Origin of the sequence: Nannocystis punicea (assembly GCF_026965555.1) — a bacterium.
Taxonomy (GTDB): Bacteria; Myxococcota_A; Polyangia; order Nannocystales; family Nannocystaceae; genus Nannocystis; species Nannocystis punicea.
Window position 1 is genome coordinate 2,106,057 of record NZ_CP114040.1, and the last position, 23,600, is coordinate 2,129,656.

A 23,600-nucleotide genomic window follows, 5' to 3' on the forward strand; every position below is an offset into this window, starting at 1 on the left:
GGGCATGCTCGCATAACTCATCCGTGACGGCCGGCGCGGAGCCCGCGGCCGGGGCTATGATGCGATCATGTTCCCGCGTCTGCGCCTGCTCCCTGCCGCGTTCCTGCTCGCAGCTTGCAACGAAACGCCGCCGGCGGGCGCGACTGACGGCGACACCAGCACCAGCGGGTCGACCTCGAGCGGCGCCACCGAGCCGACCACCGGCAGCACCAGCGAGGGGACCAGCATGTCCCCGACGACAGGTCCCGAAGAACCTGAACTTCCGGGCATGTTCGCACCCGAGCCGCTGATCCGGCACGTCAACCCGTTCATCGGCACCGGCGGGTCGGGCTACGGGGTGGGCAGCGCGTTCCCGGGCCCGCAGGTGCCGTTCGGCCTGGCGCGGCCGGGGCCGGACACCACCCTCGCCGGCGGCTTCGCGCTCGGCTTCTCGCACTGCGCCGGGTACCACTACGACGACACCGAGGTCCAGGGCTTCTCGCAGACGCGCATGCACGGCACCGGCATCGTCGACTACGGGGCGGTGCGGGTGATGCCGACCCTCGGCATGAGCCCCGACAAGACCGACCCGGGCGGCTACCGCGTCGCGCTCGACAAGGCGACCGAGAAGGCCAGCGCCGGCTACTACGCGGTCACCCTGGCCAGCGGGATCGAGGCCGAGCTGACGGCCACCGCGCGGGTCGGCCTGCAGCGCTTCACCTTCCCCGAAGGACAGGACCCGGTGGTCATCCTCGATCTGGCGCACGGCCTGCCCGACGTCGAGACTGTCAGCGGCCAGGTCGAGGTCGACGCCAAGGCGGGGGAGATCCGCGGCCACCACCACGTGTCGGGCGGCTACTCCGGGCGCTTCGGCGGGGTCAAGGTCTACTACGCGCTGCGGGCCTCGCGGCCGTTCGCCGAGTTCGGCAGCTGGAACGACGGTGCGCCGACGGCCGGCGCGCCGTCGCAGGAGGGCGAGGCGGTCGGCGCCTACCTGCGCTTCGACCCCGGCGAGCCGGTCGTGATCGCCGTCGGCCTGTCGTTCGTCGACGCCGCGCACGCGGCGATGAACCTCGACGCCGAGGCGCCGGAGCTCGACTTCGAGGCCGCGCGCACCGCCGCCGAGGCCGCGTGGGAGAAGGACCTCGCGCGCGTGCAGGTGCGAGGCGAGAGCGCCCGCGACTTCGAGCTGTTCTACAGCGCGCTCTACCACGTGCTGTTGATGCCGACGCTCGCCAGCGACGTCGACGGCAGCTACCGCGGGCTCGACGACGCGGTGCACACCACCGACGGGCCGTACTACACCGACTTCTCGCTGTGGGACACGTTCCGCACGCTGCACCCGCTGCTGACGCTGCTCTACCCCGAGTACCAGGGCGACATGCTGCGCTCGCTGACGCGGATGGCCGAGGACGGCGGGTGGATGCCGCGCTGGCCGCTCGGCACCGGCTACACCAACGGCATGGACGGCGAGAGCGCGACGGTCGTCTACGCCGACAGCATCCTCAAGGGCTTCGACCCCGAAGAGGTCGGCCTCGCCTCGGCCTACGCGGCGATGCGCGAGACCGCGATGGCGCCGGTGCCTCCGGGCTCGCCGTACGGCGGGCGCATGGCGGTCGACAAGTACATCGAGCTCGGCTACGTCCCGGTCGAGGCCGGCTTCAGCTCGTCGTCGTGGACGCTCGAGTCGGCCTACAACGACTTCGCGCTGTCGAAGCTGGCCGAGGCGCTCGGCGAGCAGGGCGACGCGGCCATGTTCGCCGAGCGGGCCGGCTACTGGAAGAACGTGTGGGACCCGGACCAGCAGCTCCTGGTCGCGCGCTCCGAGAGCGGCGCGTTCGTCCCGGTCGCCGACCCACTCACGTGGCAAGACTTCTACGCCGAGGGCAACGCGCTGCAGTACGCCTGGTACACCCCGCACGACATCGAGGGCCTGGCCGACGCGATGGGCGGCCCCGACGCGGCGCTGCAGCGGCTGCAGAAGTTCTTCGAGGACTCGGAGAAGGAGGTCCTCGGCCTGATGCCGCAGCAGTACTACTGGCAGGGCAACGAGCCCGACATCCACGCGCCGTTCGTGTTCAGCGCGCTGGGCGATCACGCCGGCAGCGCGCGCTGGTCGCGATGGGTGCTGCGCAACCGCTACGGCGACACCCCGTCGGGCCTGCCCGGCAACGACGACGGCGGGACCATGAGCGCCTGGCTCATGTTCGCGGCGCTGGGCGTGTTCCCGATCGCCGGCACCGAGGTGTACCTGCTCGGTAGCCCGATCTTCAGCGAGTCGATCCTCCACCTCGAGGGCGGCGACCTGCGGATCGTCGCGCCGGTGACGTCCGACGACGCGGTCCACTCCGCCGCGGCGAGCTGGCAGGGCGAGCCGCTGGCGCAGCCGCGCCTGCTCCACGGCGACATCGCGCAGGGCGGCACGCTGCAGATCGATCTCGGACCCTGACATCGCGGTCATGTCGCGCCGCGCCCTCACGCGCCTGTGCTCGCGTGCGACGTGCGTGCGACCGCCTCCAACGGCGAATCGCCGCGGACACGCGCGCCAGCGACCTTCTGCGACGCCGCTGTCAGAGGCTGCGCGCACATCGACGTCGCGTGGTCTCCCCGGTGCGCCTCGCGGCGGCGCGTGCTAACCCCCCGGCATGCGTTCTTACAGCTTCTCCTGCCTCGGCCTCGTCGTCGCCCTCGCGCTCGCGTGCGACTCGAAGCCCAGCGACTCCGACACCGCCAACATCGACAGCAGCACCGGCACCGACGGCACCTCTTCGGACGGCACCGAGGGCGTCAGCTCGACCGGCGGCGGCACCGAGGGCGAACCGGCGACCACCAGCGCCGGCTCGATCTCCGCCACGAGCACCAGCCCGACCAGCGAGAGCGAGGGCGGCAGCGCCACCGATCCCGGCACCAGCGGCTTCCCCGATCCGACCGGCATGACCGCGACCTCGAGCGACGTCACCTCGGCCTCGGACGTCACCACCGACGGCCCGGCGCCGGAGCCGACCCCGTGCGAGGGCGAGGCGATCGTGATCGACGCGGCCGCGCTGGCCTACACCGACGCGCAGGTGCCCCCCGACCCCGATCCGACCGGCGGCTCCTCGGGCACCAGCGGCGGCGAGCCGAACGACCCGAACACCCTGCACGTGCGCCTGTCGAACCAGACGGCCACCTGCGCCGACCCCAACGACACCATCGACTGCGGCAACAACTGGGAGGTGTCGATCCGGATCCCGCCGGCCTACCAGACGCCCGGCCTCTACCACCTGCTCGGGCCCGACGTCACCGGCACCGCGATGGAGACCGGCAGCGCCGACGACCCGAACGACTGCCCGTTCGGCGGCGGCAGCTTCGGCGCCACCTTCGAGCTGATCTCGATCGACGACAAGGAGGTCGTCGGCCGCCTGTGCCACGTCGACTTCCCGTTCTTCGACACCAAGCCCAACCTCGAGGGCACGTTCACCGCGCCGCGCTGCCAGTAGAGCGAAGGGCCATGTCCTGACGGACATGGCCCTTCATTCATGCATGAAAGGGCATGCCCGAAGGGGCACGCCCTTTTCGCTCATCCGGGCAGGCCGTCGGCGAACACCACGTTGGCGGCGAAGTAGTAGACGACCGGGCCGACGAACAGCAGGGCGTCGACGCGGTCGAGCATGCCGCCGTGGCCAGGCAGCAGGTTGCCGGAGTCCTTGACGCCGTGGCTGCGCTTCAGCATCGACTCGAACAGGTCGCCGACCTGGCCGGCGAGCGAGCCGAGGACGCCGAGGACGACCGCGTGGCCGACCGCGAGCTCGGGCAGGAGGAACGCCGAGCCGAACCCGAGCGTCGCCACGTTGGCGCCGACCAGGCCGCCGAGCGAGCCCTCCCAGGTCTTGCCGGGGCTGACCGCCGGGTAGAGCTTGTGCTTGCCCCACAGGCGGCCGAACGCGTACGCGCCGGTGTCGGACAGGAACGCGATCGCCAGGGTGACGAACAGCCAGCCGGGGCCGAAGTGGTGCTTGATCTGCGGCCACAGCGAGGCGAGCAGCGGCACGTAGAGCAGCGCCGCCAGGCACACCGACATGTGCCGGCCGGCCTGCTCGAGCGCGTGCTTGCGCGACAGCAGCACCAGCGCGACCAGGATGACGGACGCCATCAGCAGCGGCGGCAGCACCCGGCCGGCGCTGAACACCATCGGCAGGGCCACCACGGCGGCGCCGATCACGGCCATGATGGCGCGCAGGCCGTACTCGGGCCCGGACGGCACGGCCGGGCCGGACAGCGAGCGCTGCGGCAGGGCCATGCGCAGGTACTCGTCGAGGGCGAGGCCGCCGAACAGCACCGACATGGCGAGGATGCTCCACGGCGAGCGGTCGACGAACAGGGCGACCAACAGGATCGGGACGAGGACGATCGCCGTCCACAAGCGCTTGATCAGATCGGCCACGTCAGCCCTTGCCTCGTTGCGCGGGGAAGATCCCGACCGGCGGCGGCTCGTCGAGCGCGTCGGCGTCGGACTCGCCGGGGAGCTGCCCGAAGCGGCGCTCGCGGCGACTGAAGTCGTCGAGGGCCTCCATCAGGTGCTCGCGCGCGAAGTCGGGCCACAGCACCTCGGTGAAGAACAGCTCGGCGTAGGCGACCTCCCACAGGAAGAAGTTGGAGATCCGGTGCTCGCCGCTGGTGCGGATCAGGAGGTCGAGCGGCGGCAAATGGCGGCTCGAGTCGAGGTACGAGGAGAACGTCTTGGGGTCGATCTCGTCGGGCCGCAGGCTGCCGGCCTGGACCGCGCGGGCGATGCGCCGCGCGGCCTCGGTGATCATCTCGCGCCCGCCGTAGCTGAGCGCGAGGCACAGGGTCATCTTCTCGTTGTTCGCCGAGGCGGAGATGAGCTCGCGCATCGGGTCGCGGACGTAGCTCGGCAGGCGCTCGGTGTCGCCGACCGTGATGAGCCGGATCTGGTTGTCGAGGATCTCGGCCCGCTCCTCCAACAGGTAGCGGTTCAGCAGCTGCATGAGGTGAAACACCTCCTGCGGCGGCCGGTCCCAGTTCTGGCTCGAGAAGGCGAACAGCGTCAGCGCCTCGACGCCGAGCTCACGGGCGGCGCGGACGACCCGGCGGACGGCGTCGGCGCCGTGCTCGTGGCCGACCTCGCGCGGCAGACCCTTCTGCTGCGCCCAGCGGCCGTTGCCGTCCATGATGATGCCGACGTGCCGCGGCAGGCGGCCCTCGCCCGCGCCCGCGCCCGCTCCGCGCGCAGTCATCGGCCGGGCCCTCGGCGATAGCTGGGAGCGAAAGAGCGAGGGGGACGCCGAGCAGGGTATGTCATGACTAGGAGGCGCTCCGTGGGGCCCGGGGTGTTTCAGGCCCCCGCGACCGTAAAACTGGCGCGGCCCCGACAGGGTGTTCGTCGGATCGTGCGGGCCGCCCCCGGATACCACGGGCTCGCGCGGCTGCAAAGGAGGCAAAGCGGCCAAAGCGGCGCGCCTGACGGAGTTTGGGTTGCCGCCCCCGCGGGCCGTCGCGTATAGTGGCTGACCTCGGGCGTGCTGCCGGCCTCAGGCGTCGCAGACGTGCCACAGACTTGTCTCACTGGCCCGATGCGTCCGCTTCGGCCGCTGCCGCCGCCCCCGGCACCCGCGCCCAACGAACCCTCATGAGTCACGCAGAAACGCTGGAATCGTACATGCTCCGGATGGAGCTGCCCCACGAGAAGGTCTCCGACGACACATGGGTGGTCGGGCCGGAGAGCCACTCGGGCATCCGCATCGTGGTCCGCATCGACGAGCCGATCGTGCTCTACTCGTCGCCGATCTTCGCGGTCACCGAGGCCACGCCCAACCACCTCGGCCTGTTCCGCCGCCTGCTCGAGTTCAACGACACGACGCTGCACTGCGCCTACGCCCTCGACGGCGACCAGATCCTGCTGACTGGCGCACATCAGCTCGCCGACCTCGATTTCAGCGAGTTCCAGGCCATGGTCGAGGACATGGCGATGGCGCTCGACGGACACTTGGAACAGCTCACTCCGTGGCGCCCGGCGCCGATCCACAGCGACAGCGACAGCGACATCCAGGAGGGCAACTGAGATGGGACTTTTTTCACGCCTCGGCACCCTCATCCGCTCCAACATCAACGAGCTCATCAACCGGGCCGAAGACCCGGAGAAGATGCTCAATCAGGTGTTGGTCGACATGAAGCAGCAGCTCATCGAGGCCAAGAAGCAGGTGGCGATCGCCATCGCCGATGAGAAGCGGATCAAGAAGCAGTGGGAGCAGGAGGCCGCCAAGGCGGCCGAGTGGGAGAAGAAGGCGATGCTGGCCCTCAAGGCCGGCGACGAGAACCTGGCCCGCGCCGCCCTCCAGCGCAAGGGCGACCACGACGAGGTCGCGTCCCAGCTCAAGGACCAGTGGGAGGCCCAGAAGAACTCGGTCGAGCAGCTCAAGGTCGCCCTCCGCGGCCTCGACGCCAAGATCGAGGAGGCCAAGCGCAAGCGCAACCTGCTGGTCTCGCGCCAGAAGCGGGCCGAGGCCCAGCGCACCATCAACGAGACGCTGTCGAGCATCAACTCGACGTCGGCCTTCGACACCTTCGGCCGCATGTCCGAGCGCGTCACCCAGCTCGAGGCCGAGGCCGAGGCGACGTCGGAGATCGGCGGCGTGCTCGAGGAAGGCAGCCTCGAGTCGCAGTTCAAGGCCCTCGAGGCCGGCAACGTCGACGACCAGCTCGAGGCCCTCAAGCGCAAGATGGCCCTCACCGCCGGCAAGTCCGAAGACCCGCGCCAGCTCGGCTCCGGCCGCGCCGACGCCAAGTCGGCCCCGCCCGCCGAGGAGCTCAGCGCCGACGACCTCAAGGCCGCCGAGATCGACTCCCAGCTCGAAGAGCTGAAGAAGAAGCTCAGCGGCTAAACCCGCCGAACGACCGCCGGCCGGAGCGCGACCTCGCGTCGCCTCCGGCCGCGTCGCGAGCGGCGAGCGAGCCGCCAGGCGAGGCGACTAGACGCGCGGCCAGCTGCGCTGGCCGTCGCGGTCAGCATCGACTCGCCCGCTGGCGTGAAGGGAATGCCTGTTCAGTCATGTTTAAAAAGACATGTCGGATAGGGCATGTCCGTTGGGACATATTCAAGAGACGGCCAGCCGCGGCCGCTCGGACATCGCCGCGTGGCGAGTCCCCGCCGGGTGACGAGGCAGTCAGCGAGACCTACTCGCACCACACGCCGCACGGCGAGTCCCGGCCATGCGCTCAAGTACAGCCGGAGAACTGGAGGTCGGCGACGATCTCGAGGCCCGGGGCGCGGCACTCGACGACCGCGTGGCCCTGGATGGCCCAGATGTTGTTGACACGGACGTTGCCGCGCTCGACGTGCACGTCGAACATCTCGCACTCGCCCGCGGCGGTGACGACGAGCGCCAGGTCGTGGTCGGGGATGTTCATCGCCAGCGAGTAGCCGTCGACCGGGTCGTCGACGATCCGCACGCCGCTGCCGCCGTCGCCGCGCTCGGTCAGGTCGACGCCGAAGAACTGCCGGTGCTCGCCCGAGACACATGTCGTCGGGGACATGGTCCATGCGCCATATTCGTCGCTGTCGACCGACAGCATGCCGCCGAGGTCGTCGCCCGAACCGCAGGCGGACCCGCAGCCCAGGAAGAGGAAGAGGCCGAGCGAGGAGCGTCGCACGCGGGCAGCGTAGCAGCCGCGGGCGACGGCTGCCGGGCCGGGCGCGCCTCGGGACGCTCGCGCGGGGGAACGTCGAGAAGAACGGCGCGACGGGGTCGGGATGACTCGCCGGGTGCGACCCTCGAAGCCGGCGTCGGCGCGACGGGGTCGGGATGACTCGCCGGGTGCGACCCTCGAAGCCGGCGTCGGCGGGCGGACTCGAGCTGCACGCGGAGACACGACTCGATCGCGCCGAGGAGCTCACGCGAGCCGATCGCCAGGACGCGCGGGCCCTGGCCTTGAAGGGCTCAGGCGAGCTCCTCAATAAAAGTGAGAGCCGCGAGCGCGGGCGCCTCAGGGGGTGTGCGCGGGCGGCTTGGAGCCGGGCGTGCTGCCGGGGACGGTGCTGGGCTGGGCGGTGCTGCTGGGCTGGGCGGTGCTGCTGGGCTGGGCCGTCGAAGGGCGCGGGCCGGTCGTGGCGCCGCCGGGGCCGAGCGGGTTCGCGGTCGACGGCGACCTGGTCGGGGCACCCGAGGGCGGGCCCGGGACCTTGACCGGGGTGATCGTCGCCGGCTTGAGCGGCGCGCCCGACTTCAGCGCGATCTGGTCGATCTTGGGCAGGTCGCGGGCGAACGACACCAGCACCTGGGCCTTCATGCGCGGCTTGGCGGTGGCGCGCTTGGCCGGCTCCTCGGCGATGTCGTCGGGCTTCCAGGTGTGCCACAGCGGGGCGCCGTCGAGCTGCAGGCCGGCGAGGGCGTCGAGGAGCATCTGCAGGTCCTCCTGCTTGCTGCTCGAGAGGGTGAAGCGGCAGCGGACCGTGTGGCACTCGACGTTCGAGGTCGAGACCGACGGCGAGGGCACCACGCCCTTGAAGGTCTGCAGGCGAGTGGCAGTGATGACCTGGGTAATGAGCGGGCGGTGAGCCACGCTCCACGCGTCGAAGGTCGGCTCGGCCTTGAACGCGACGGCGTCGTAGGCCCCGTGCAGCTGCGCGAGCAGGCCGTCGGCGCGCGGGCTGGTGAAGGGTTCGAAGCCGTCCTTGTCCTTGTCGTCGTCGTCGTCGCCGGCGGCGGGGGTCGGGCTCGGCTTCGGCGGCGCCTCCTTGACGACGGGCGGCGGCAGCGGGCCGGGCGGGACGGTGAGCACCCAGTGGGCGATCATCGCCGCGCTGACGCAGAGGAACGGCAGCAGCCAGGCGACGAGGGCCGGGCGCCCGGTGGGACGTGGTTCGAGCGAGTTCATGGTGTAGTCGTCGTAGGGGTAAGAGGGGGTAAGGGGATCCGCACGCGCCAGGCGCCGTCCTCGCGGACGAGCGTGAGCGTGTGGCTCTCTTGCTGGGAGCCCAGCAGGCGCACCTGGGCGAGCTCGCCGTCCTTGGCTTCGGATGGGTCGGCGTCGCCGACCAACTCGGCGCCGGCGAGCTCGAAGTTGGGGTCGACGTCGACGATCTGCAGCATCTCGGCCGGCTCGATGCGCCGGCGACCGCCGACCTGGTCGGAGGCCTGGGCCGCAGCCGCGGTCAGGCGCTCGGTGGCGGCCCGCTCGAGCAGCGGGTAGACGGCGTTCATGTCGCCGCGCTGGATCGCGGCAGTGAAGGCCTGGGCCGTCCGCACCGGGTCGCCGCTGCGGTCGCCGCAGGCCCCCGCCAGCGCGGCCCAGCAGATCAGGGCGGCCGTGCGCAGGACCGCGGGGATGGGGGAGCGCTGCCGCGAGTGTCCGCCGGGACAGGTTGTAGAGGACATGGCGTGAAAGACATCCATCGAGGCGGGCGGTTCGGCCGCTGCGGCCGGGGCCGCGTCAAGATGGCCTTCGAGACAGGTCTCTTCGGTCATGGCTCGTCGTCCTTCACGCGGTGGAGGCCGAGGCGCTTGAGCAGCTCGCGCAGGTAGTAGCGGGTGATGCCGGCGGACGCGGCGGCGCGGCTGAGGTTGCCGTCGTGTTGCTCGAGCAGGCGGGCGAAGTAGCGGCGCTCGAAGGCGTCGACCATGGTCTGCTTGGCCTCCTTGAACGGCTGGGCGAACAGGGCCTCCTCGCCGGGGCCGGGCGCGGGATCGGCGGCGGCGGCCGGGGCGGGCACGGGGCGGCCGGGGCGACCGAGGAACAGGTCGGCGGGCTCGATGACGCCGGCGCTGGCGAAGTGGACCGCGCGCTCGATGGTGTTCTTGAGCTCGCGGACGTTGCCGGGCCAGGTGTGGGCGACCAGGGCTCGCTTCGCGGCCGGGCTGAGGACCACGCCGCCGCCGCGCGGGCGGGTGAAGTCGCTGACGAACTTCTCGGCGAGCAGGAGGACGTCGTCGCCGCGCTCGCGCAGCGGCGGCAGCTCGACGGTCATGACCGACAGGCGGAAGTACAGGTCCTCGCGGAACAGGCCCTGGCCGACCATCGTCTTGAGGTCGCGGTGCGTGGCCGCGACCACGCGGACGTCGACCTTGCGGACCTGGGTCTCGCCGATCCGCTGGACCTCGCGGCGGTCGAGCACGCGCAGCAGCTTGGGCTGCAGCTCGAGCGGCAGCTCGCCGATCTCGTCGAGGAAGAGGGTGCCGCCGTGGGCCTCCTCGAAGGCGCCGGCGCGGCTCTCGAGCGCGCTGGTGAAGGCGCCCTTGCGGTGGCCGAGGATCGCGGCCTCGGCCAGCTCGCGCGGCAGGGCGCTGCAGTCGAGGACCACGAACGGGCCCTTGTGGCGCGGCGACTCGTCGTGCAGGGCGCGGGCGACCAGCTCCTTGCCCGAGCCGGTCTCGCCGCCGACGAGCACGCTCATGTCGGTGTCGGCGATCCGCTCGAGCACGGCGAACAGCTCGCGCATGCCGGGGCTCTGGCCGATCAGCGCGCCGAAGTGGGCCTGGCGCGAGATCGGGACCTGGACCTCGTCCTCGGCGAGGAACGCGATCGAGGTCTTGCCGAGCTGGATCGTCGCGCCCGGCTCGATCCACGCCTCGCGGATCCGCACCCCCCCGACGTGGGTGCCGTTGGTGCTGCCGAGGTCGCGCAGCAGCACCGCGCCGTGCGGGCCGCCGGCGCCGAGCTGCAGCTCCGCGTGCAGGCCGCTGATCGAGCTGTCGGTCAGCACGAGGTCGTTGACCGCGCTGCGGCCGATCGTCAGGCGCGGCCGCGCGGTCTGCACCTGGGCGTCGCGGTCGGGGCCGTCGGTCACCCGCAACATCACGCGACGCAGCGGCCGCGACGGCGCCGGGCGGGCCACGCTGGTCGTCATCGCCGCTTCGCGCGGCTCGTCGCTTCGGAAGGTCACGGCTGGCTCGTCATCGCTGGAGGAAAGAAAGGACAGGTCGCTCGGGACAGGTCACTCGGGACAGGGCGCTCGGGACAGGCGGCGCGGGGCGAGGGCCAAAGGGCCGGGCGCGGCAGGGAGGAGCGTCGGCGGCGTGGGGGAACCGGGGGCGCGGGACGGAGCGGCTGGGTGGCGGTGCCGCGAGGGAGAAGGCGAGGGCGCGACGGCGGCGGCGCGAGGCGCCGCGAGGGGGTGAAGCCGGCGGCGAGGAGCGGCGGCGGGGGCCGCGGGGTGAAGCCGGGTGCGCCGGAGGTGCTTGCGGAGGCGGCGCGGACAGGGCGAAGGGGACATGTCCTTCAGTTCAGGTATTGCTCGCGGCCGTCGACGATCCGCAGGTGGCGCGGGCGCTTGCCCCCGCCGCCCTTGCGCGGGCCGACTTTGCCGGAGGCGGGTCGGTTTTGCCAGCGACGGGCGACGACGAGGGCGAGGCAGCCGGCGACGAGGCCGGGGACGACATCGGGCCAGGCGCCGCGCAGCAGCGGAGGGACGAGCAGGAACGCGACCGCGAGGCCGGCGAAGCTGCGCGAGGTGAGCGGGAGGACGCCGAACAGCGCCAGAGGCTGGCGCGCGAACACCACGCCGAAGGCGACGACCGCGGCGACGTCGACCGGGGTGGTGCCGCCGTGGGGGACCGCCAGCACGGCCGGGACGGCCAGGCCGAGCAGGCCGAGCACCAGGTAGCCGAGGATGGCGGCGCCGAGGACGAAGCCGAGGTAGCGCGCGGTGCCGAGCCGCGCCTCGACCTGGCTGCCGACGAGCCACTGCAGCAGGGCGGTGCCGATGAGGCCGGCGAGCTGGCCGTCGGGGAACAGGAGCGGCGCGGTGAGCGGCTGCCAGAGCGCGGTCTCGCCGAGGAACGGCGCGCCGAGCAGGAGCACGCGGGCGAGCGGCAGGTCCGAGACGAAGGCGCTGGCGGCCGTGGCGGCCACCAGCAGCCAGAAGCTGCCGGGCCGGAAGCGCGGCAAATTCGCGAACGGCGAGGTCGGCACGGTCTGGGAGTGTAGCAGGTGCGTCGCGCGCGCCCGTCGATGTACGCCGGTTTTTTGCGGCACGCGGGGCGGGTTTGGCACGCTCCGGCGCATGGACCCGAAGAACCGCCGCCGTCATCGCGTGTTTGCGACCAAGCACACGGAGTATCACCTGCGGGCCGACGAGTGCGTGGGCGTCCGCGACCGCACCACCGGCGCGTGGCTGCGGCGCCACGCGGCCCTGCGCCTGCGCGCGGTCCAGCTGCCGCCGATCGGCGCCGACGCGGAGTGGATCGGTCGTCGCCTGCAGTTCTGGGGACACGCGACCGACGTGACGACGTCGCCGGTCATCGAGGTGACGCGGCCGGAGCTGCACGTCCTCGCCCACTACGTCAGCGGCGTGCGCAGCGGCGAGATCGCTGCCTGAGCGGGGCGGAGGGGTCTGCTGGCCTTCGGGGCAGGTTCGCCGCGGACCCGCACGCACTCGGGGGCTCGTCCGGAGCGGGTGACGGCGAGCTCGCTGCGCGGCTGTCACGGAGGGGTCTGCTGGCCTTCGGGGCAGGTTCGCCGCGGACCCGCAGGCACGCGGGGGCTCGTCCGAAGCGGGTGACGGCGAGCTCGCTGCGCGGCTGTCACGGAGGGGTCTGCTGGCCTTCGGGGCAGGTTCGCCGCGGACGCAGCACGCACTCGGGGGCTCGTCCGGAGCGGGTGACGGCGAGCTCGCTGCGTGGCTGTCCCGGAGGGGTCTGCTGGCCTTCGGGGCAGGTTCGCCGCGGACCCGCAGGCACGCGGGGGCTCGTCAGGAGCGGGTGACGGCGAGCTCGCTGCGCGGCTGTCACGGAGGGGTTTGCTGGCCTTCGGGGCAGGTTGGCCGCGGACGCAGCAGGCACTCGCGGCCGCTGCTAGCGACCTCGGCGAGGCTGGCGCATTCGACATGCGCCCAAGGGCATGTCCATCAGCGCATGCTCTAATGGACATATCTTGAAGGACATGTCCTGAATTGCCGACGCGGCCGACCGCGCGGGGCGGGCGGCCGCGAGGGCGTCCGGGGCGGCTACTTGGAGCCGGTCTTCTTGGCGGCGGTGCTGGGGCCGCGGGTCGGGTCGGGGCCGCCGGCGGGGACGGGGGCGCCGTCGGCCGACACGGCGGTCGACGGGGTCCGCGTCGAGTCGACGGGGCCGGTGGCAGGGTTGGCGGCGCCGGTCGGCGGAGTCGCGGTCCCAGGGGCGCCGGTCGGCGCGGTGGCGGTCGACGGGGTGCCGGTCGCCGGGGCCGTCGGGTCGGTGGTCGCGGGCGGGGTCTCGGCCGGGGCGTCGCCGGCCTTGGCCGCGGCCGGGTCGCCGTCGCCGTCGTAGCAGCACAGGATGCCGCCGTTGCGCTCGGAGGTGACCGAGCCGCAGCCCTCGGCCTTGCCGAGCGAGATCTTGGTCTGGCCGCGCCAGATGGCGTCGCGGCACTTGCCGAACGCGCAGCCGTCACCGCAGCAGACCGGCTCGGAGCAGATGCCGGAGTCCATGCACGGGAACACGGTCTCGGCGGTCGGCGGCGGCGGGCACAGGTCCTCGGTCTGGCCGTGGCTCATGGCGGCGACGAACTTGCCGGGGCCCGCCTCCTTGTTGCAGGCGTTGGCGGTGGTGTGCCGCTTGAGGTCCTCGTGCTTGCCCTGGTAGCCGCACACGTGCCAGCCCTTGGAGCATGCGTCGGCGGGCGAGGTGCAGACGCCCTTGTCGTCGCCGCAGGCCTTGCCGGTCGGCTTGTCGCGCAGGCTCTTGGTGCCCTCCCAGGTGGCGAGGCAGCCGGCGATCCGCTTGTGCCGGGTGAGGTCGGCGAAGCCCTCGCGCTGGCCGTCGGCGCAGCCGATGACCTCGGGCTCGCCCTTCTCGCTCTCGATGAACTTCACGCCCTGGAGCGAGCGCGGCGGGTCTTTGCCGGAGGGGTCGTCGTAACCGCCGACGTTCGGCCCGGGGCCGCACACGCAGGCGGACTGGAGCACAGGTACGGCGAGGAACACGGCCAGGAGCCGCGAGAAGCGAAGCTGGAACATGGGGCGCAAAGAATAGGCGAGTTGCGCGCCGCGGGGAAGGTTTCGGCCGGGGCCGCGGATCGCGAAAATTTGCGCAAACTCGCCTCGCGGACCCCGGGCCCGCGCGACCTCGCGGGCTGGCGCTGTCGGCCGGCCGCGGCCACCGCGGTGCACGGCGAGGCCGCCGCCGGCAGCGACGGGCCGCGAGCGAAGTTGCAGGCGGGGTCCGATTCGGACGCGCACGAGCTGGTTCGGGGCAGCGTCGCCGCTCCGTAGGTGCCGCTCGGTTCACGGCGCGTGGCGACGTGGTGGCCGCGAGGTCGAGGAGCTTCGGTGTCGGCGCGCCGCGGCGCGTTCTCCGAGGTCGGGGATCGGCTCGCAGATCCGGCGTCGCGGTGGCCCACACCTCCGCGGGCTTGTCCGGCAAGAACGCCCAGCTCGCCGGCGCCGCGATCACGCTCACCTCGTGGCGCGGCCGGAAGTCGCGCATCGCATGACGCTGGTCTCTGCATGCACTGCCCATCAGGCACTGCGTCTCGTGCCCGGGCACGGGTCGTTGCTCGCGTGCCGCCTCTCCGTCACCCGCGCGTCCTCGCGGGCGCGCGAACTTCTCGGCGGCGCCGGATCGGTCGCGCCGTGTTCAACGCGCAGACGAGCGGGTCGTCGGCGAAGGCGTGGGAGCGTCGGTCTCGTCGGCGGGCGCGAGGGCCCGGAGCGCGGCGCGGGTCGCCTCGAGCGCGCTCAGGCCCTCGCCGTGCTCCGCCCACCACATCAGCGCGGCGAAGGTGGCCGCGATCAGCGTGCGTGCGACCAGCGGCGGAGGCGTGTCGGACGACGCGCGGGTCGCCAGCGTCGTGGCGATCACCGCCTCGATCTCCCGCAGCGTCGGGTGGTTCAGGAGCGCGGGCGCGTCGGCCAGCAAGCGGAGGCGCTGCCGGGCCATCGCGGCCGCCTCGGGGTCGTCGAGCGAGCGCAGGAAGGGCTCGGCGAATTCGCGGAGCACGCCGCCGACGCCCAGCTCGGCGCCGGCCAGCGACGCGGCGCGCTGCTGGACGACGGCGCGCACGTCGTCGAGGCCGTCCCAGACGAGGTCCGACTTCGACGGAAACAGCCGAAACAGGGTCCGACGGCTCACCGACGCGGCCTCGGCGATCTCGCCCATGGTCACCCGGTCGAACCCGTTGCGCTGAAAAAGTCCCAGGGCGATGCGGGCGATCCGGCGCGGATCTGCTTCCTGGGGACGTCCTCGCTTCGACGCTGTTTGCATTTTGGCACCCTATGCCATAAATGGGATGGAGCAGACACGAGGCGCCCATGCGGCCTCCGAGGACGACCTGACATGAGCACCCGAATCGACCCGGCGACGGCGATGCCCGTGCCCTTCGACGTGCAACGCGAGCTCGAGCGACCGGAGGCGAGGGCCGACCCGTTCGCCGCGTACGCGCGGTTGCGGCGGTTGGGGCCGGTGCTCCGCTGGCGCTCCCGCTTCGCAGAGAACCTGGTCATCACGCGCTACGACGACGTGATGAACGCGCTGCGGGACCCGCGGCTCGCCAACGATCGCCGCAACATCGGCGACGGCGGCAAGAGCCCGCTCGAGCGCTGGTGGATGCCGAGCATCATGAAGTTGTTCCTCGGCAGCATGGTGATGAAGGACCCGCCGGATCATCGCCGCCTGCGCAACCTCGTCCAGAAGGCGTTCACGCCGGCCATGGTCGAGCGCCTGAACGGGCGCGTGGAGCAGATCACGGCGGAGCTGCTGGACACTGCGGCGAACAAGCCGACGTTCGATCTGATCGCCGACCTCGCGTTGCCGCTGCCGCTGACCGTCATCTCGGAGATGCTCGGCGTCCCGGAGCCCGAGCGGATGCGGTTCCGCGAGCTGCTCGGCAAGGTGCTCGAACCGGCGAGCATGAACCTCGTGGGGCTCGTCCTCAACTACCCCAACATGCTCCGGCTCAACCGGTTCCTCCGGCGCCTGGTGCAGCTGCGGCGCGAGCAGCCGGGCGACGACCTGGTGACGGCGCTGGTGCAGGCCGACGAGGGCGGCGACCGGCTCAGCGAGGACGAGCTGATCTCGATGGTCTTTCTGCTGCTGTTCGCCGGCCACGAGACGACGGTGAACCTGATCGGCAACGGCGTCCTGGCGTTGCTGCAGCACCCCGACCAGCTCCAGCTGCTGCGCGACCGCCCCGAGCTGATCGACCTCGCCATCGAGGAGCTGTTGCGGTTCACCAACCCGGTGGGCACAGTCTCGCCGCGGTTCGCTCGCGAGGACCTCGAGATCGCGGGCGTACGGATCCCCAGGGGCAGCACGCTCACCCTGCTGCTCGCCTCGGCCAACCTCGACGACACCGCGTTCCCCGGCGCGGGCCGGCTCGACATCACCCGCAACCCGAACCGCCACGTCGCGTTCGGCTTCGGCGTCCACTATTGCCTGGGCGCGCCGCTCGCCCGCGTGGAGGCGCGTATCGCCATCCCCGCGCTGCTCCAGCGCTTCCCGGGCCTGCGGCTCGCGGTCCCGGCGGAGAAGATCCGCTGGCGGGCCAACATGGGCCTGCGCGGGCTGGAGTCGCTGCCGCTGTCCGTCGCGCCGGGCCACGCGGGGCGGCGGGCGTAGGGGCGGCGAGCGGCGCGTCACCGGCGGATGATGCCAGGGGGAGCGCCGCCGGTCAGGCCTAGGCCTCGGGGTCGTCGGGCGCGGGCGGGACCGACTCGGGCGGGGCGAGGCCGGCGGCCTGCTCGCGGCTGCGAGTGATGAGGTACGAGACGCCGACGCTGAGGAAGAACAGGCCGACCATCGGGAACGCCATCATCAGCTGCGAGACCGGCTCGGGCGGGGTGAGCACGGCGGCGATGACGAAGATGGCGATCACCGAGATCTTCCAGAACCGCAGCAGGCTGCGGTGAGTGAGCACGCCGGCGAAGCTGAGGAAGGCGATCAGCAGCGGGAACTCGAACACGGCGCCGAAGGCGACCAGGATCTTGGTGGCGTCGCGGATGTAGTCGTTGAGCGTGAGGTGGTACGCGACCGTGGTCTCGGCGCCGCTGGTGCTCTGGGTGTACGAGAGCAGCCACTGGATGGTCCATGGCAGCACGACCTTGTAACAGAAGGCGGCGCCGGCCAGGAACATGAACACCGAGGTGGCCACGAACGGGATGACGTAGCGCTTCTCGCGGGCGTAGAGGCCGGGGGCGATGAACATCCACAGCTGGTAGAAGCCGATCGGCGCGGCGAGGAAGATGCCGGCCGCGACCGCCACCCGCATGTCGGTCATGAAGGCGTCCATCATCGCCAGCACCTGCAGCTCGGGCTTGCCGTCCATGCCGGCGGCCGCCCAGGCGGTGTGCAGCGGCGCGGCCAGGAACTCGCGCAGCTCGGTGGCGTAGACGAAGCTGAGGATGCACGCGACCACGAGGCCGAGGAACGCCTTCACCAGGCGGTTCCGCAGCTCGCTCAGGTGGTCCCAGAACGACATCGGCTGGTCGCCCTCGGGGCCCTCGGCGAGGCCGTCGAGGCCGTTGGTGGCCGGCGAGGGGACGACCGCGGACAGGGGCGCGGGCGCGGGGACGGGCGGGGTGTTGCCGGTGCTCATGCGACGTCACGCTCGTTGGCGGGCCGGGCCGGCGCGGCCGGGCCGGCGCGCGAGGCGGGTTCGGCCGGGACTGCGCCCGGCACCGGGACGGCCCGCGGGGCGGCCTCGGACGGCGCCGACGAGACCGTGCCGGCGACCGGGACGGCCCGCGGGGCGGCCTCGGCGGCCACCGTCGAGACGGTCGCGGCGGCCGGGGCGGGCGCGGGCTGGCTGTCCGAAGAGACCTGCTCCGAAGGACCTGTCGCCGCGGGCTTGTCCCCGAGGGCAGGCGCTCGCTTGGCCTCCTCGCGGGCGAGCTCGTTGATCTTCTGCTGGGCCTTGACGACCTCCATGCGGGCGCGCTGGAGCTCGCGGCGGGCGATGTCGCGGGCGCCGTCGAGCTCGGCCTTGGTGCCGTGGTAGGCGGCGCGGATCTCCTCGATCGGCTCGCGCAGCTCGTCGGCCTCCATGACCTGGGCCCGGAACTGCTCGGCGGTGCGGCGGATGCTGCCGTAGATGCCCGCCAGCGTCTTGATCAGGCTGGGCAGCTCGCGGGGCGAGAAGAGCATCAGGGCGACGATCCCGACCAGGATCATCTCGGTGAGGCCGATGCCGAACACCGGCAGACCATAGCAGTGTCCCGCCGCGCGGGCGAGCGGGCCGGTGGCGCGGTCTGCGCGGACGGGCGGACGGGCAGCCCTGGGGGCCTCCGCGGCCGCGCACGCGGGTGCCAGGACGTCCCGCACGCGCCGGCGCGGCGACGCCCGGACTGGTGAGCGATCGCCGGCCGGCTGCGCGGCCACGGCGGGGGTGCGGGGGCGCCGGAGCTGGCTGGCCGAAGGGACAGGTACGGCGAACTGCGCCGGGCGCGGCGCGGGGGAGGGGGCGAGGGCGGAGATGTCTGGAGGGACAGGTATGGGCCCGGCGGCGCGGGAGCGAAGCGTGGGAGATGGCCGGAGGGACAGGTGCGGCGGGCCGCCGAGCGCGGCGGGAGCGGAGCTTGGGAGATGTCCGGAGGGACAGGTATGGCCGCGACTGGCGCGGCGCGGAGCTTTGGAGATGTCCGGAGAGACAGGTGCGGCGGGCTACCGAGCGCGGCGAGAGCGGGGCGTGGGAGATGTCCGGAGAGACAGGTTCGGAGGCGGCCGAGCGCGGCGCGGAGCGGAGTGTGGGATATGTCCTGAGGGACAGGTGTGGAGGACTGCCGAGCGCGGCGGGAGCGGGGTGTGGGAGATGTCCGGAGGGACAGGTGTGGGGGGCCGCGGCGGGGGCGAGGCTTGGGAGAGGTCCGGGGGGACAGGTGCGGCGGGCCGCGGCGGGGGCGGAGCTTGGGAGATGGCCGGAGGGATAGGTGCGGCGGCCGCCGAGCGCGGCGGGGGCGAAGCGTGGGAGATGTCTGGAGGGACAGGTTCGGCGGCCGCCGAGCGCGGCGGGGGCGAGGCGTGGGAGATGTCCGGAGGGACAGGGCGGCGGCCGCCGAGCGCGGCGGGGCGAGGCGTGGGAGATGTCCGGAGGGACAGGTGCGGCGGCCGCGGTGGGGACGAGGTGTGGGAGATGTCCGAGGGGACAGGTGCGGGGGGCCGCGGCGGGGGCGAGGCTTGGGAGATGTCCGGGGGGACAGGTGCGGGGGGCCGCGCGGAACGAAGCGTGGGAGACGTCCGGAGGGACGGGTGCAGTGGGCGCGGCGGGGGCGAAGCGTGGAGATGTCCGGAGGGACAGGTGCGGGGCCGCCGCTCGGGGCGAGGCTCGGGAGATGTCCGGAGGGACAGGTGCGGGGCCGCCGCTCGGGGCGAGGCTCGGGAGATGTCCGGAGGGACAGGTGCGGGGGGCCGCAGCGCGGGGCGAAGCGTGGGAGATGTCCGGAGGGACAGGTGCAGCGGACCGCCGCCCGGGGCGAAGCGTGGGAGATGTCCGGAGGGACAGGTGCAGCCGGTCGCGCCGGGGGCCGCCGAGAGCGGGCCGCAGGGGCGAGGGACGGCGGACTTCGAGAACTGGCTCGAAGGACATGCCCGCTCGGCCATGGCCGGAGCGGCCTGCACTTCAGGACATGCTCGAAGAGCTAGACGCGCGCCGGGCCGGGCTTGCCGGTGCGCGGGGGCTGGCGGCGCGGCGGGGCGACGCCGACGCTGGTGCTGAGCTGCTCGTAGAGGCTGCGCTGGTAGGTCATGCCTTCCTTGACCGACTTGAGGCCCTCCACGATCTGGTCGGCGCCCTGGGTCTGCGCGCGGTGGGCCTTGCTGAGCTGGCTGACCATCTCGCTGATGGTCTCGATCGCGCGGGTGATCTGGCGCGAGCCCCGGGTCTGCTCCTGGGTCGAGCGCTCGACGTGGCGGGTGATCGTCTTCATCTTCTCGGCCGAGCGCATGATCTGCTCGGCGCCGCGAGCCTGCTCGCTGGTGGCGGTGGCGACCTGCTGCACGGTGGTGGCGACGACGTTGATCGCGTCGGTGACCTGCTTGGAGTTCTGGGTCTGCTGGACGGCGACGCGGGCGATCTCGCGGACCATGCCGGTGGAGCGGCGGGCGGCGTCGGAGATCCGCTTGAGCGCGTCCTCGGCCTGATGGCTGACGCGCACGCCGTCGTCGACCGACTTGCTCGAGCGCTGCACCGCCTCGACGGCGTTCCGGCTCTCGCGCTGGACCGCCTTGATGATGTCGGCGATCTCCTTGGTGCTGCTGGCCGAGCGCTCGGCGAGGTCCTTGATCTCGTCGGCGACGACCGCGAAGCCCTTGCCGTGCTCGCCGGCCTGGGCGGCGATGATGGCGGCGTTGAGCGCGAGCAGGTTGGTCTGCTCGGACACGTCGTCGATGACGCTGAGGATCTTGCCGATCTCGCTGATCCGCTCGCCCAGGCGGCTGATGACCGCCACGCCGTCGGCGGAGTAGGTCTTGATCAGGTTGATGACCTCGATGGTCTGGTTGATGGCGTCCACGCCGCCCTCGGCGGCCCACACCACCTCCTCGGACAGGCCGGCGGTCTCGTTGGCGTTGTTCTCGACCTGCTGGATCGAGGTGTCCATCGCCGTCATCGCCAGCGAGGTCTCCTCGGCGGTCGAGCTCAGCGCCTCGATGTTCTTGGCGACCTCCTTGACCGAGTAGGTCATCTCCTCGATCGAGGTGGCGGTCTCCTGCACGCTGGCGGCGAGGTTCAACATGCTCTCGGCGACCTCGTCGTTGGCGGCCGCCATCTCGAGGATCGAGCTGGCGCTCTCCTCGGCGTTGCTGGCCAGCAGCTCGACGTTGTCGGCGATGCCCTTGAGGCCGCCGTTGACGTTGTTGAGCGCCTGCGAGGTCTCCTCGAGCGCGCCGGTGGTGGTGCCGAGGCCCTCGGCCAGCTCCTGCATCAGCGCGGCGCCCTCGGCGTCGATGCCCCGGGTGCTCAGGCCGCCCTCGTCGAGCATGCGCCGCAGCTCCTCGGCGTCGCGCAGGGCGCCGTCGCGCTGGCTCAGCGCCTCGGCCAGGCGAGCCTGGATCCGCCCGAGGTCGGCGGCGGTGGCCTCCTGCTCGCGGCGCGCCGACTCGAGCTCGCTGGTGAGGCGGTGCCGGGTCTCGTTGGCGCCGCGGCGCACCGTCTCGAGCTCGCTGCGCAGGACGTCGAGCTCGGGCACGCCGCCGCGCACGCTCTGCTGCAGCGCCCGCGACTCCATCTGGGCGTCGTGCAGGCGCGTCTCGAGATCGGCGAGCCGCACCTCGGCGGCCTGAGCCCGGCCGGCCTGCTCCTGCGCCCGCGCGGTGACCTCCTGCAGCCGCGTGGCCAGGCTCCGCTGCTCGAGCTCGGCGCTGCGCAGCTGGTGCGCGTCGGCCTGCAGCCGCGCGGCCAGCTCCTGGCCGTGCGCCTGGCAATTCTGCAGCCGCGCGGTCAGGTCCTGCACCTGGGCCTGAAGGCCATGCGCGTGGCTGGTCGCGTCGTGCAGGGCGCGCTCGGACTGGTGGCTGCGCGCCTCGAACTCGCGCAGCGCCTGCCGCTCGTCGCTGGCCCGCGCGAGCTCGCGGTCGGCCCGCGTGCCGATGTAGTAGCCGGCCGCGCCGGTGAGCAAGGCGATGGCGCCGGGGTAGATGGGCTCGAGCCCGCCGAGGACGGCGATGCCGGCGAGAAGCCCGAGGATCAGCGGCGACCAGGGCGGCAGCGGGAGTCGGTTGTCCATTCGCGCGTTGGCGGCGATTGTAAAGAAAGGCCGGGCGGGCCTCCAGGCCGCGGCGCGGCGACAGGTTGCGCGAAAACGCTCGCGCCCACGGCGCGAAGTGCGGCCAGGGCGGCGATTCCTGCCCGAAGCGAGGTGTCATGGTCCACGCGGCCTCGCGCCGGCACGCCCAGGCCTCGCGGCGCCTCGACTCGGCGAAGCGCGAGCGGCGGAGCGATCCGGCCTGGAATCGCGGAACGTGCTCGCGGCCGGCTCGGCGAGCCGCTCGCGCCACGCATGTCTCGAGCTCCGCCCGGAGCCGGTGTCGGCCTGCGTCTTTCGTCGCGGGCCAGAGCAGAACGGCCGGTCTTGCTCGTACCGGGCACGTGGGCGGCGCCGATGGTGGCGCCGGAGCTGCGAATCCGGGCCGCCGAGCGCTTCGCCTGCGACCTCGCGGTCGAGGTGGTCGTCTCGGCGGTGCGGCCGGCGCTCGCCGACGGCGCGCGAGGCTCCGCGACGGTTCAGAACAGGCCGAGCTGGGTGCCGTCGTCGTGCTGGGCGGCGACCGTGGCGCCGAGGCTCTGCAGCCAGGCCTGCGCGGGGGCGGTCCAGGCCGGGTCGCCGCGCAGCAGCACCTTGGGCTGGCCGCCGCTGCGCCACAGGGTCGCCAGGGCGTCGCGGCCGAGGCGGCCGGGGCAGGCGGCGGCGACGACCTCGACGGTGCGGCGCGCGGGTTGTCCCGTGAGCCAGGTGTCGACGCCGGCGCGCAGGGCCGGGGGGGCGTCGACCAGGACCAGGGCGAGCGGTGGGGCTGGCTCTTGGGACCTGTTCTTTGCGACCTGTCCGAAGGTTCGCGGGTCGAAGGCGTCGTGCGGGCTCAGGCGGATGGTGGCCGGCTCGTCGCCGCCGGGGCGGGCCACGCCGTCGAGGTGGGGGGCGAAGCGCGGGTGGGCGGTGAACGGCAGGTCGCCGAGCGCGTGCTCCTGGATCTGGCGGGCGCAGGTGGCCGTGGCGCACAGGATCTCGACGTGCAGGCCGAGCGCGTTCAGGGTGGCGAGGCCGGCGTGGGCGAGCGGGGCCGGCGGCGCGTCGAGGGCCCAGGTCGGCAGGGCGCGCAGGAGCAGCCACTCGCACGCCGGCAGGCCGGCGCCGGGGCCCAGCGCCCAGGTGTAGAGGCAGGTGGGGCCGCCGCCGCGCGGGCGCAGCAGCAGCGAGCTGCCGCCGAGCGGAAGTCCCGAAGGACATGTCAAGAGGGACAGGCGACCGACGCCGAACTCGCGGCCGTGGTCGACGAGGACGGCGCGGGCGAGGCTCTGGCGCTGGCTCGGGCTGAGGTTGGCGAGCGCGAGGGCGTAGAGCAGGTCGCGGTGGCCGAGCCAGGCGCCGGGGACCAGCTTGGGGGCGGCGCCGAGGTGCGAGAGGAAGGTCGTGCGGCCGCGCTCGCAGCGGTCGATGCTGAGGCGCCCGTGCGCCAGGAGCTGCTGGACGGCGGCGAGGTCAGACACGCGGCTTCGATCCCCGCCCGGTTTTATCGCGGGCGCGGGCGCGGCGGAAGAAAGCTTGCAAGAGCGCGGCGGACTCGCCCGCGAGCACGCCGGGGACGATCGTGAGGCGATGGTTGAGGCGCGGGTCGTCGCACAGGTTGTAGAGCGAGCGGACGGCCCCGGCCTTCGGGTCGGCGGCGCCGTACACGAGGCGGGCGACGCGGGCGTTGACGATCGCGCCGGCGCACATCGGACAGGGCTCCAAGGTCACGTAGAGCGTGGCGCCGTCGACGCGCCAGCGCCGGCGAGCCGCGCACGCCTCGCGCAGGGCGACGATCTCGGCGTGGCCGGTGGGGTCGGCGCCTTGCTCGCGGGTGTTGCCGCCGGTGCCGAGGACGACGCCGTCCACCACGACGAGCGCGCCGACCGGGACGTCGCCGGCGGCCGCGGCCGCCTCGGCGATCGCCAGGGCGGCGCGCATGTAACGGAGGTCGAGCGCGTGCTGCGCGCTGTCGTCCAAGGCGATCTCCGGC

Annotated in this window: 20 protein-coding genes; 6 read left to right on the forward strand and 14 right to left on the reverse strand. The window is 72.8% G+C overall.

The window, feature by feature from the left end; genetic code table 11:
• The first annotated feature begins 67 nt into the window (after positions 1-67).
• Together O0S08_RS08140 and O0S08_RS08145 are read left to right on the forward strand one after the other, a co-directional pair.
• Complete coding sequence (locus O0S08_RS08140) at positions 68-2,428, forward strand: GH92 family glycosyl hydrolase (protein ID WP_269038461.1); 2,361 nt, start codon at positions 68-70, stop codon at positions 2,426-2,428.
• A 196-nt stretch (positions 2,429-2,624) separates the two neighbouring features.
• On the forward strand, positions 2,625-3,458 hold the full coding sequence (locus O0S08_RS08145) for a hypothetical protein (RefSeq protein WP_269038462.1): 834 nt from the start codon (positions 2,625-2,627) through the stop codon (positions 3,456-3,458).
• A gap of 80 nt (positions 3,459-3,538) precedes the next feature.
• On the opposite strand, the gene O0S08_RS08150 is transcribed toward O0S08_RS08145, so the two are convergent.
• Positions 3,539-4,402, reverse strand: a complete 864-nt coding sequence (locus O0S08_RS08150; RefSeq protein WP_269038463.1) for a phosphatidate cytidylyltransferase — start codon at positions 4,400-4,402, stop codon at positions 3,539-3,541.
• Between the two features lies 1 nt (position 4,403).
• Positions 4,404-5,216, reverse strand: coding sequence for a polyprenyl diphosphate synthase (gene uppS, locus O0S08_RS08155; RefSeq protein WP_269038464.1), 813 nt, complete (start codon positions 5,214-5,216; stop codon positions 4,404-4,406).
• Positions 5,217-5,608: 392 nt separating this feature from the next.
• Here uppS and O0S08_RS08160 point away from each other — a divergent pair, with 392 nt between their 5' ends.
• Both O0S08_RS08160 and O0S08_RS08165 read left to right on the forward strand, forming a co-directional pair.
• On the forward strand, positions 5,609-6,040 hold the full coding sequence (locus O0S08_RS08160; protein WP_269038465.1) for a YbjN domain-containing protein: 432 nt from the start codon (positions 5,609-5,611) through the stop codon (positions 6,038-6,040).
• Between the two features lies 1 nt (position 6,041).
• Complete coding sequence (locus tag O0S08_RS08165) at positions 6,042-6,860, forward strand: PspA/IM30 family protein (RefSeq protein WP_269038466.1); 819 nt, start codon at positions 6,042-6,044, stop codon at positions 6,858-6,860.
• A gap of 334 nt (positions 6,861-7,194) precedes the next feature.
• Here the strand turns inward: O0S08_RS08165 and O0S08_RS08170 are convergent, their stop codons facing one another.
• The 5 genes from O0S08_RS08170 to O0S08_RS08190 all read right to left on the reverse strand — a co-directional run bounded on the left by O0S08_RS08170 (position 7,195) and on the right by O0S08_RS08190 (position 11,886).
• Positions 7,195-7,629 carry a hypothetical protein gene (locus tag O0S08_RS08170; RefSeq protein WP_269038467.1) on the reverse strand — a complete coding sequence of 145 codons (435 nt, stop codon included), beginning with the start codon at positions 7,627-7,629 and terminating at the stop codon, positions 7,195-7,197.
• A gap of 333 nt (positions 7,630-7,962) precedes the next feature.
• Positions 7,963-8,853: a hypothetical protein gene (locus O0S08_RS08175; RefSeq protein ID WP_269038468.1), complete on the reverse strand. Its 891-nt coding sequence runs from the start codon at positions 8,851-8,853 to the stop codon at positions 7,963-7,965.
• Entirely contained in the window at positions 8,850-9,353 is a 504-nt protein-coding gene (locus O0S08_RS08180) for a hypothetical protein (protein WP_269038469.1), read from the reverse strand. Before O0S08_RS08180 ends, O0S08_RS08175 begins: the two co-directional genes overlap by 4 nt.
• Positions 9,354-9,439: 86 nt before the next feature.
• Positions 9,440-10,858, reverse strand: coding sequence for a sigma 54-interacting transcriptional regulator (locus tag O0S08_RS08185; RefSeq protein ID WP_269038470.1), 1,419 nt, complete (start codon positions 10,856-10,858; stop codon positions 9,440-9,442).
• Between the two features lie 335 nt (positions 10,859-11,193).
• Positions 11,194-11,886, reverse strand: coding sequence for a rhomboid family intramembrane serine protease (locus O0S08_RS08190; RefSeq protein ID WP_269038471.1), 693 nt, complete (start codon positions 11,884-11,886; stop codon positions 11,194-11,196).
• Between the two features lie 91 nt (positions 11,887-11,977).
• Between O0S08_RS08190 and O0S08_RS08195 the strand changes: the two genes are divergently transcribed.
• Positions 11,978-12,292 (forward strand): hypothetical protein, encoded by a 315-nt coding sequence (locus O0S08_RS08195; RefSeq protein ID WP_269038472.1) that lies wholly within the window; start codon positions 11,978-11,980, stop codon positions 12,290-12,292.
• A gap of 627 nt (positions 12,293-12,919) precedes the next feature.
• On the opposite strand, the gene O0S08_RS08200 is transcribed toward O0S08_RS08195, so the two are convergent.
• Both O0S08_RS08200 and O0S08_RS08205 read right to left on the reverse strand, forming a co-directional pair.
• Entirely contained in the window at positions 12,920-13,909 is a 990-nt protein-coding gene (locus tag O0S08_RS08200; RefSeq protein WP_269038473.1) for a hypothetical protein, read from the reverse strand.
• A gap of 619 nt (positions 13,910-14,528) precedes the next feature.
• Positions 14,529-15,155, reverse strand: coding sequence for a TetR family transcriptional regulator (locus O0S08_RS08205; RefSeq protein WP_269038474.1), 627 nt, complete (start codon positions 15,153-15,155; stop codon positions 14,529-14,531).
• Positions 15,156-15,227: 72 nt separating this feature from the next.
• Here O0S08_RS08205 and O0S08_RS08210 point away from each other — a divergent pair, with 72 nt between their 5' ends.
• On the forward strand, positions 15,228-16,508 hold the full coding sequence (locus O0S08_RS08210) for a cytochrome P450 family protein (protein WP_269038475.1): 1,281 nt from the start codon (positions 15,228-15,230) through the stop codon (positions 16,506-16,508).
• 58 nt (positions 16,509-16,566) lie between these two features.
• Here O0S08_RS08210 and tatC read toward each other — a convergent pair whose 3' ends face one another.
• From tatC to tadA, 5 genes are all read right to left on the reverse strand, one after another.
• On the reverse strand, positions 16,567-17,484 hold the full coding sequence (gene tatC / locus O0S08_RS08215; RefSeq protein WP_269038476.1) for a twin-arginine translocase subunit TatC: 918 nt from the start codon (positions 17,482-17,484) through the stop codon (positions 16,567-16,569).
• On the reverse strand, positions 17,481-18,083 hold the full coding sequence (locus tag O0S08_RS08220; RefSeq protein ID WP_269038477.1) for a twin-arginine translocase TatA/TatE family subunit: 603 nt from the start codon (positions 18,081-18,083) through the stop codon (positions 17,481-17,483). Before O0S08_RS08220 ends, tatC begins: the two co-directional genes overlap by 4 nt.
• 1,439 nt (positions 18,084-19,522) lie before the next feature.
• Positions 19,523-21,607, reverse strand: coding sequence for a methyl-accepting chemotaxis protein (locus O0S08_RS08225; protein WP_269038478.1), 2,085 nt, complete (start codon positions 21,605-21,607; stop codon positions 19,523-19,525).
• Positions 21,608-22,104: 497 nt separating this feature from the next.
• On the reverse strand, positions 22,105-23,088 hold the full coding sequence (locus tag O0S08_RS08230; RefSeq protein WP_269038479.1) for a hypothetical protein: 984 nt from the start codon (positions 23,086-23,088) through the stop codon (positions 22,105-22,107).
• Positions 23,081-23,587, reverse strand: coding sequence for a tRNA adenosine(34) deaminase TadA (tadA, locus tag O0S08_RS08235; RefSeq protein WP_276082589.1), 507 nt, complete (start codon positions 23,585-23,587; stop codon positions 23,081-23,083). Before tadA ends, O0S08_RS08230 begins: the two co-directional genes overlap by 8 nt.
• Positions 23,588-23,600 lie beyond the last annotated feature (13 nt).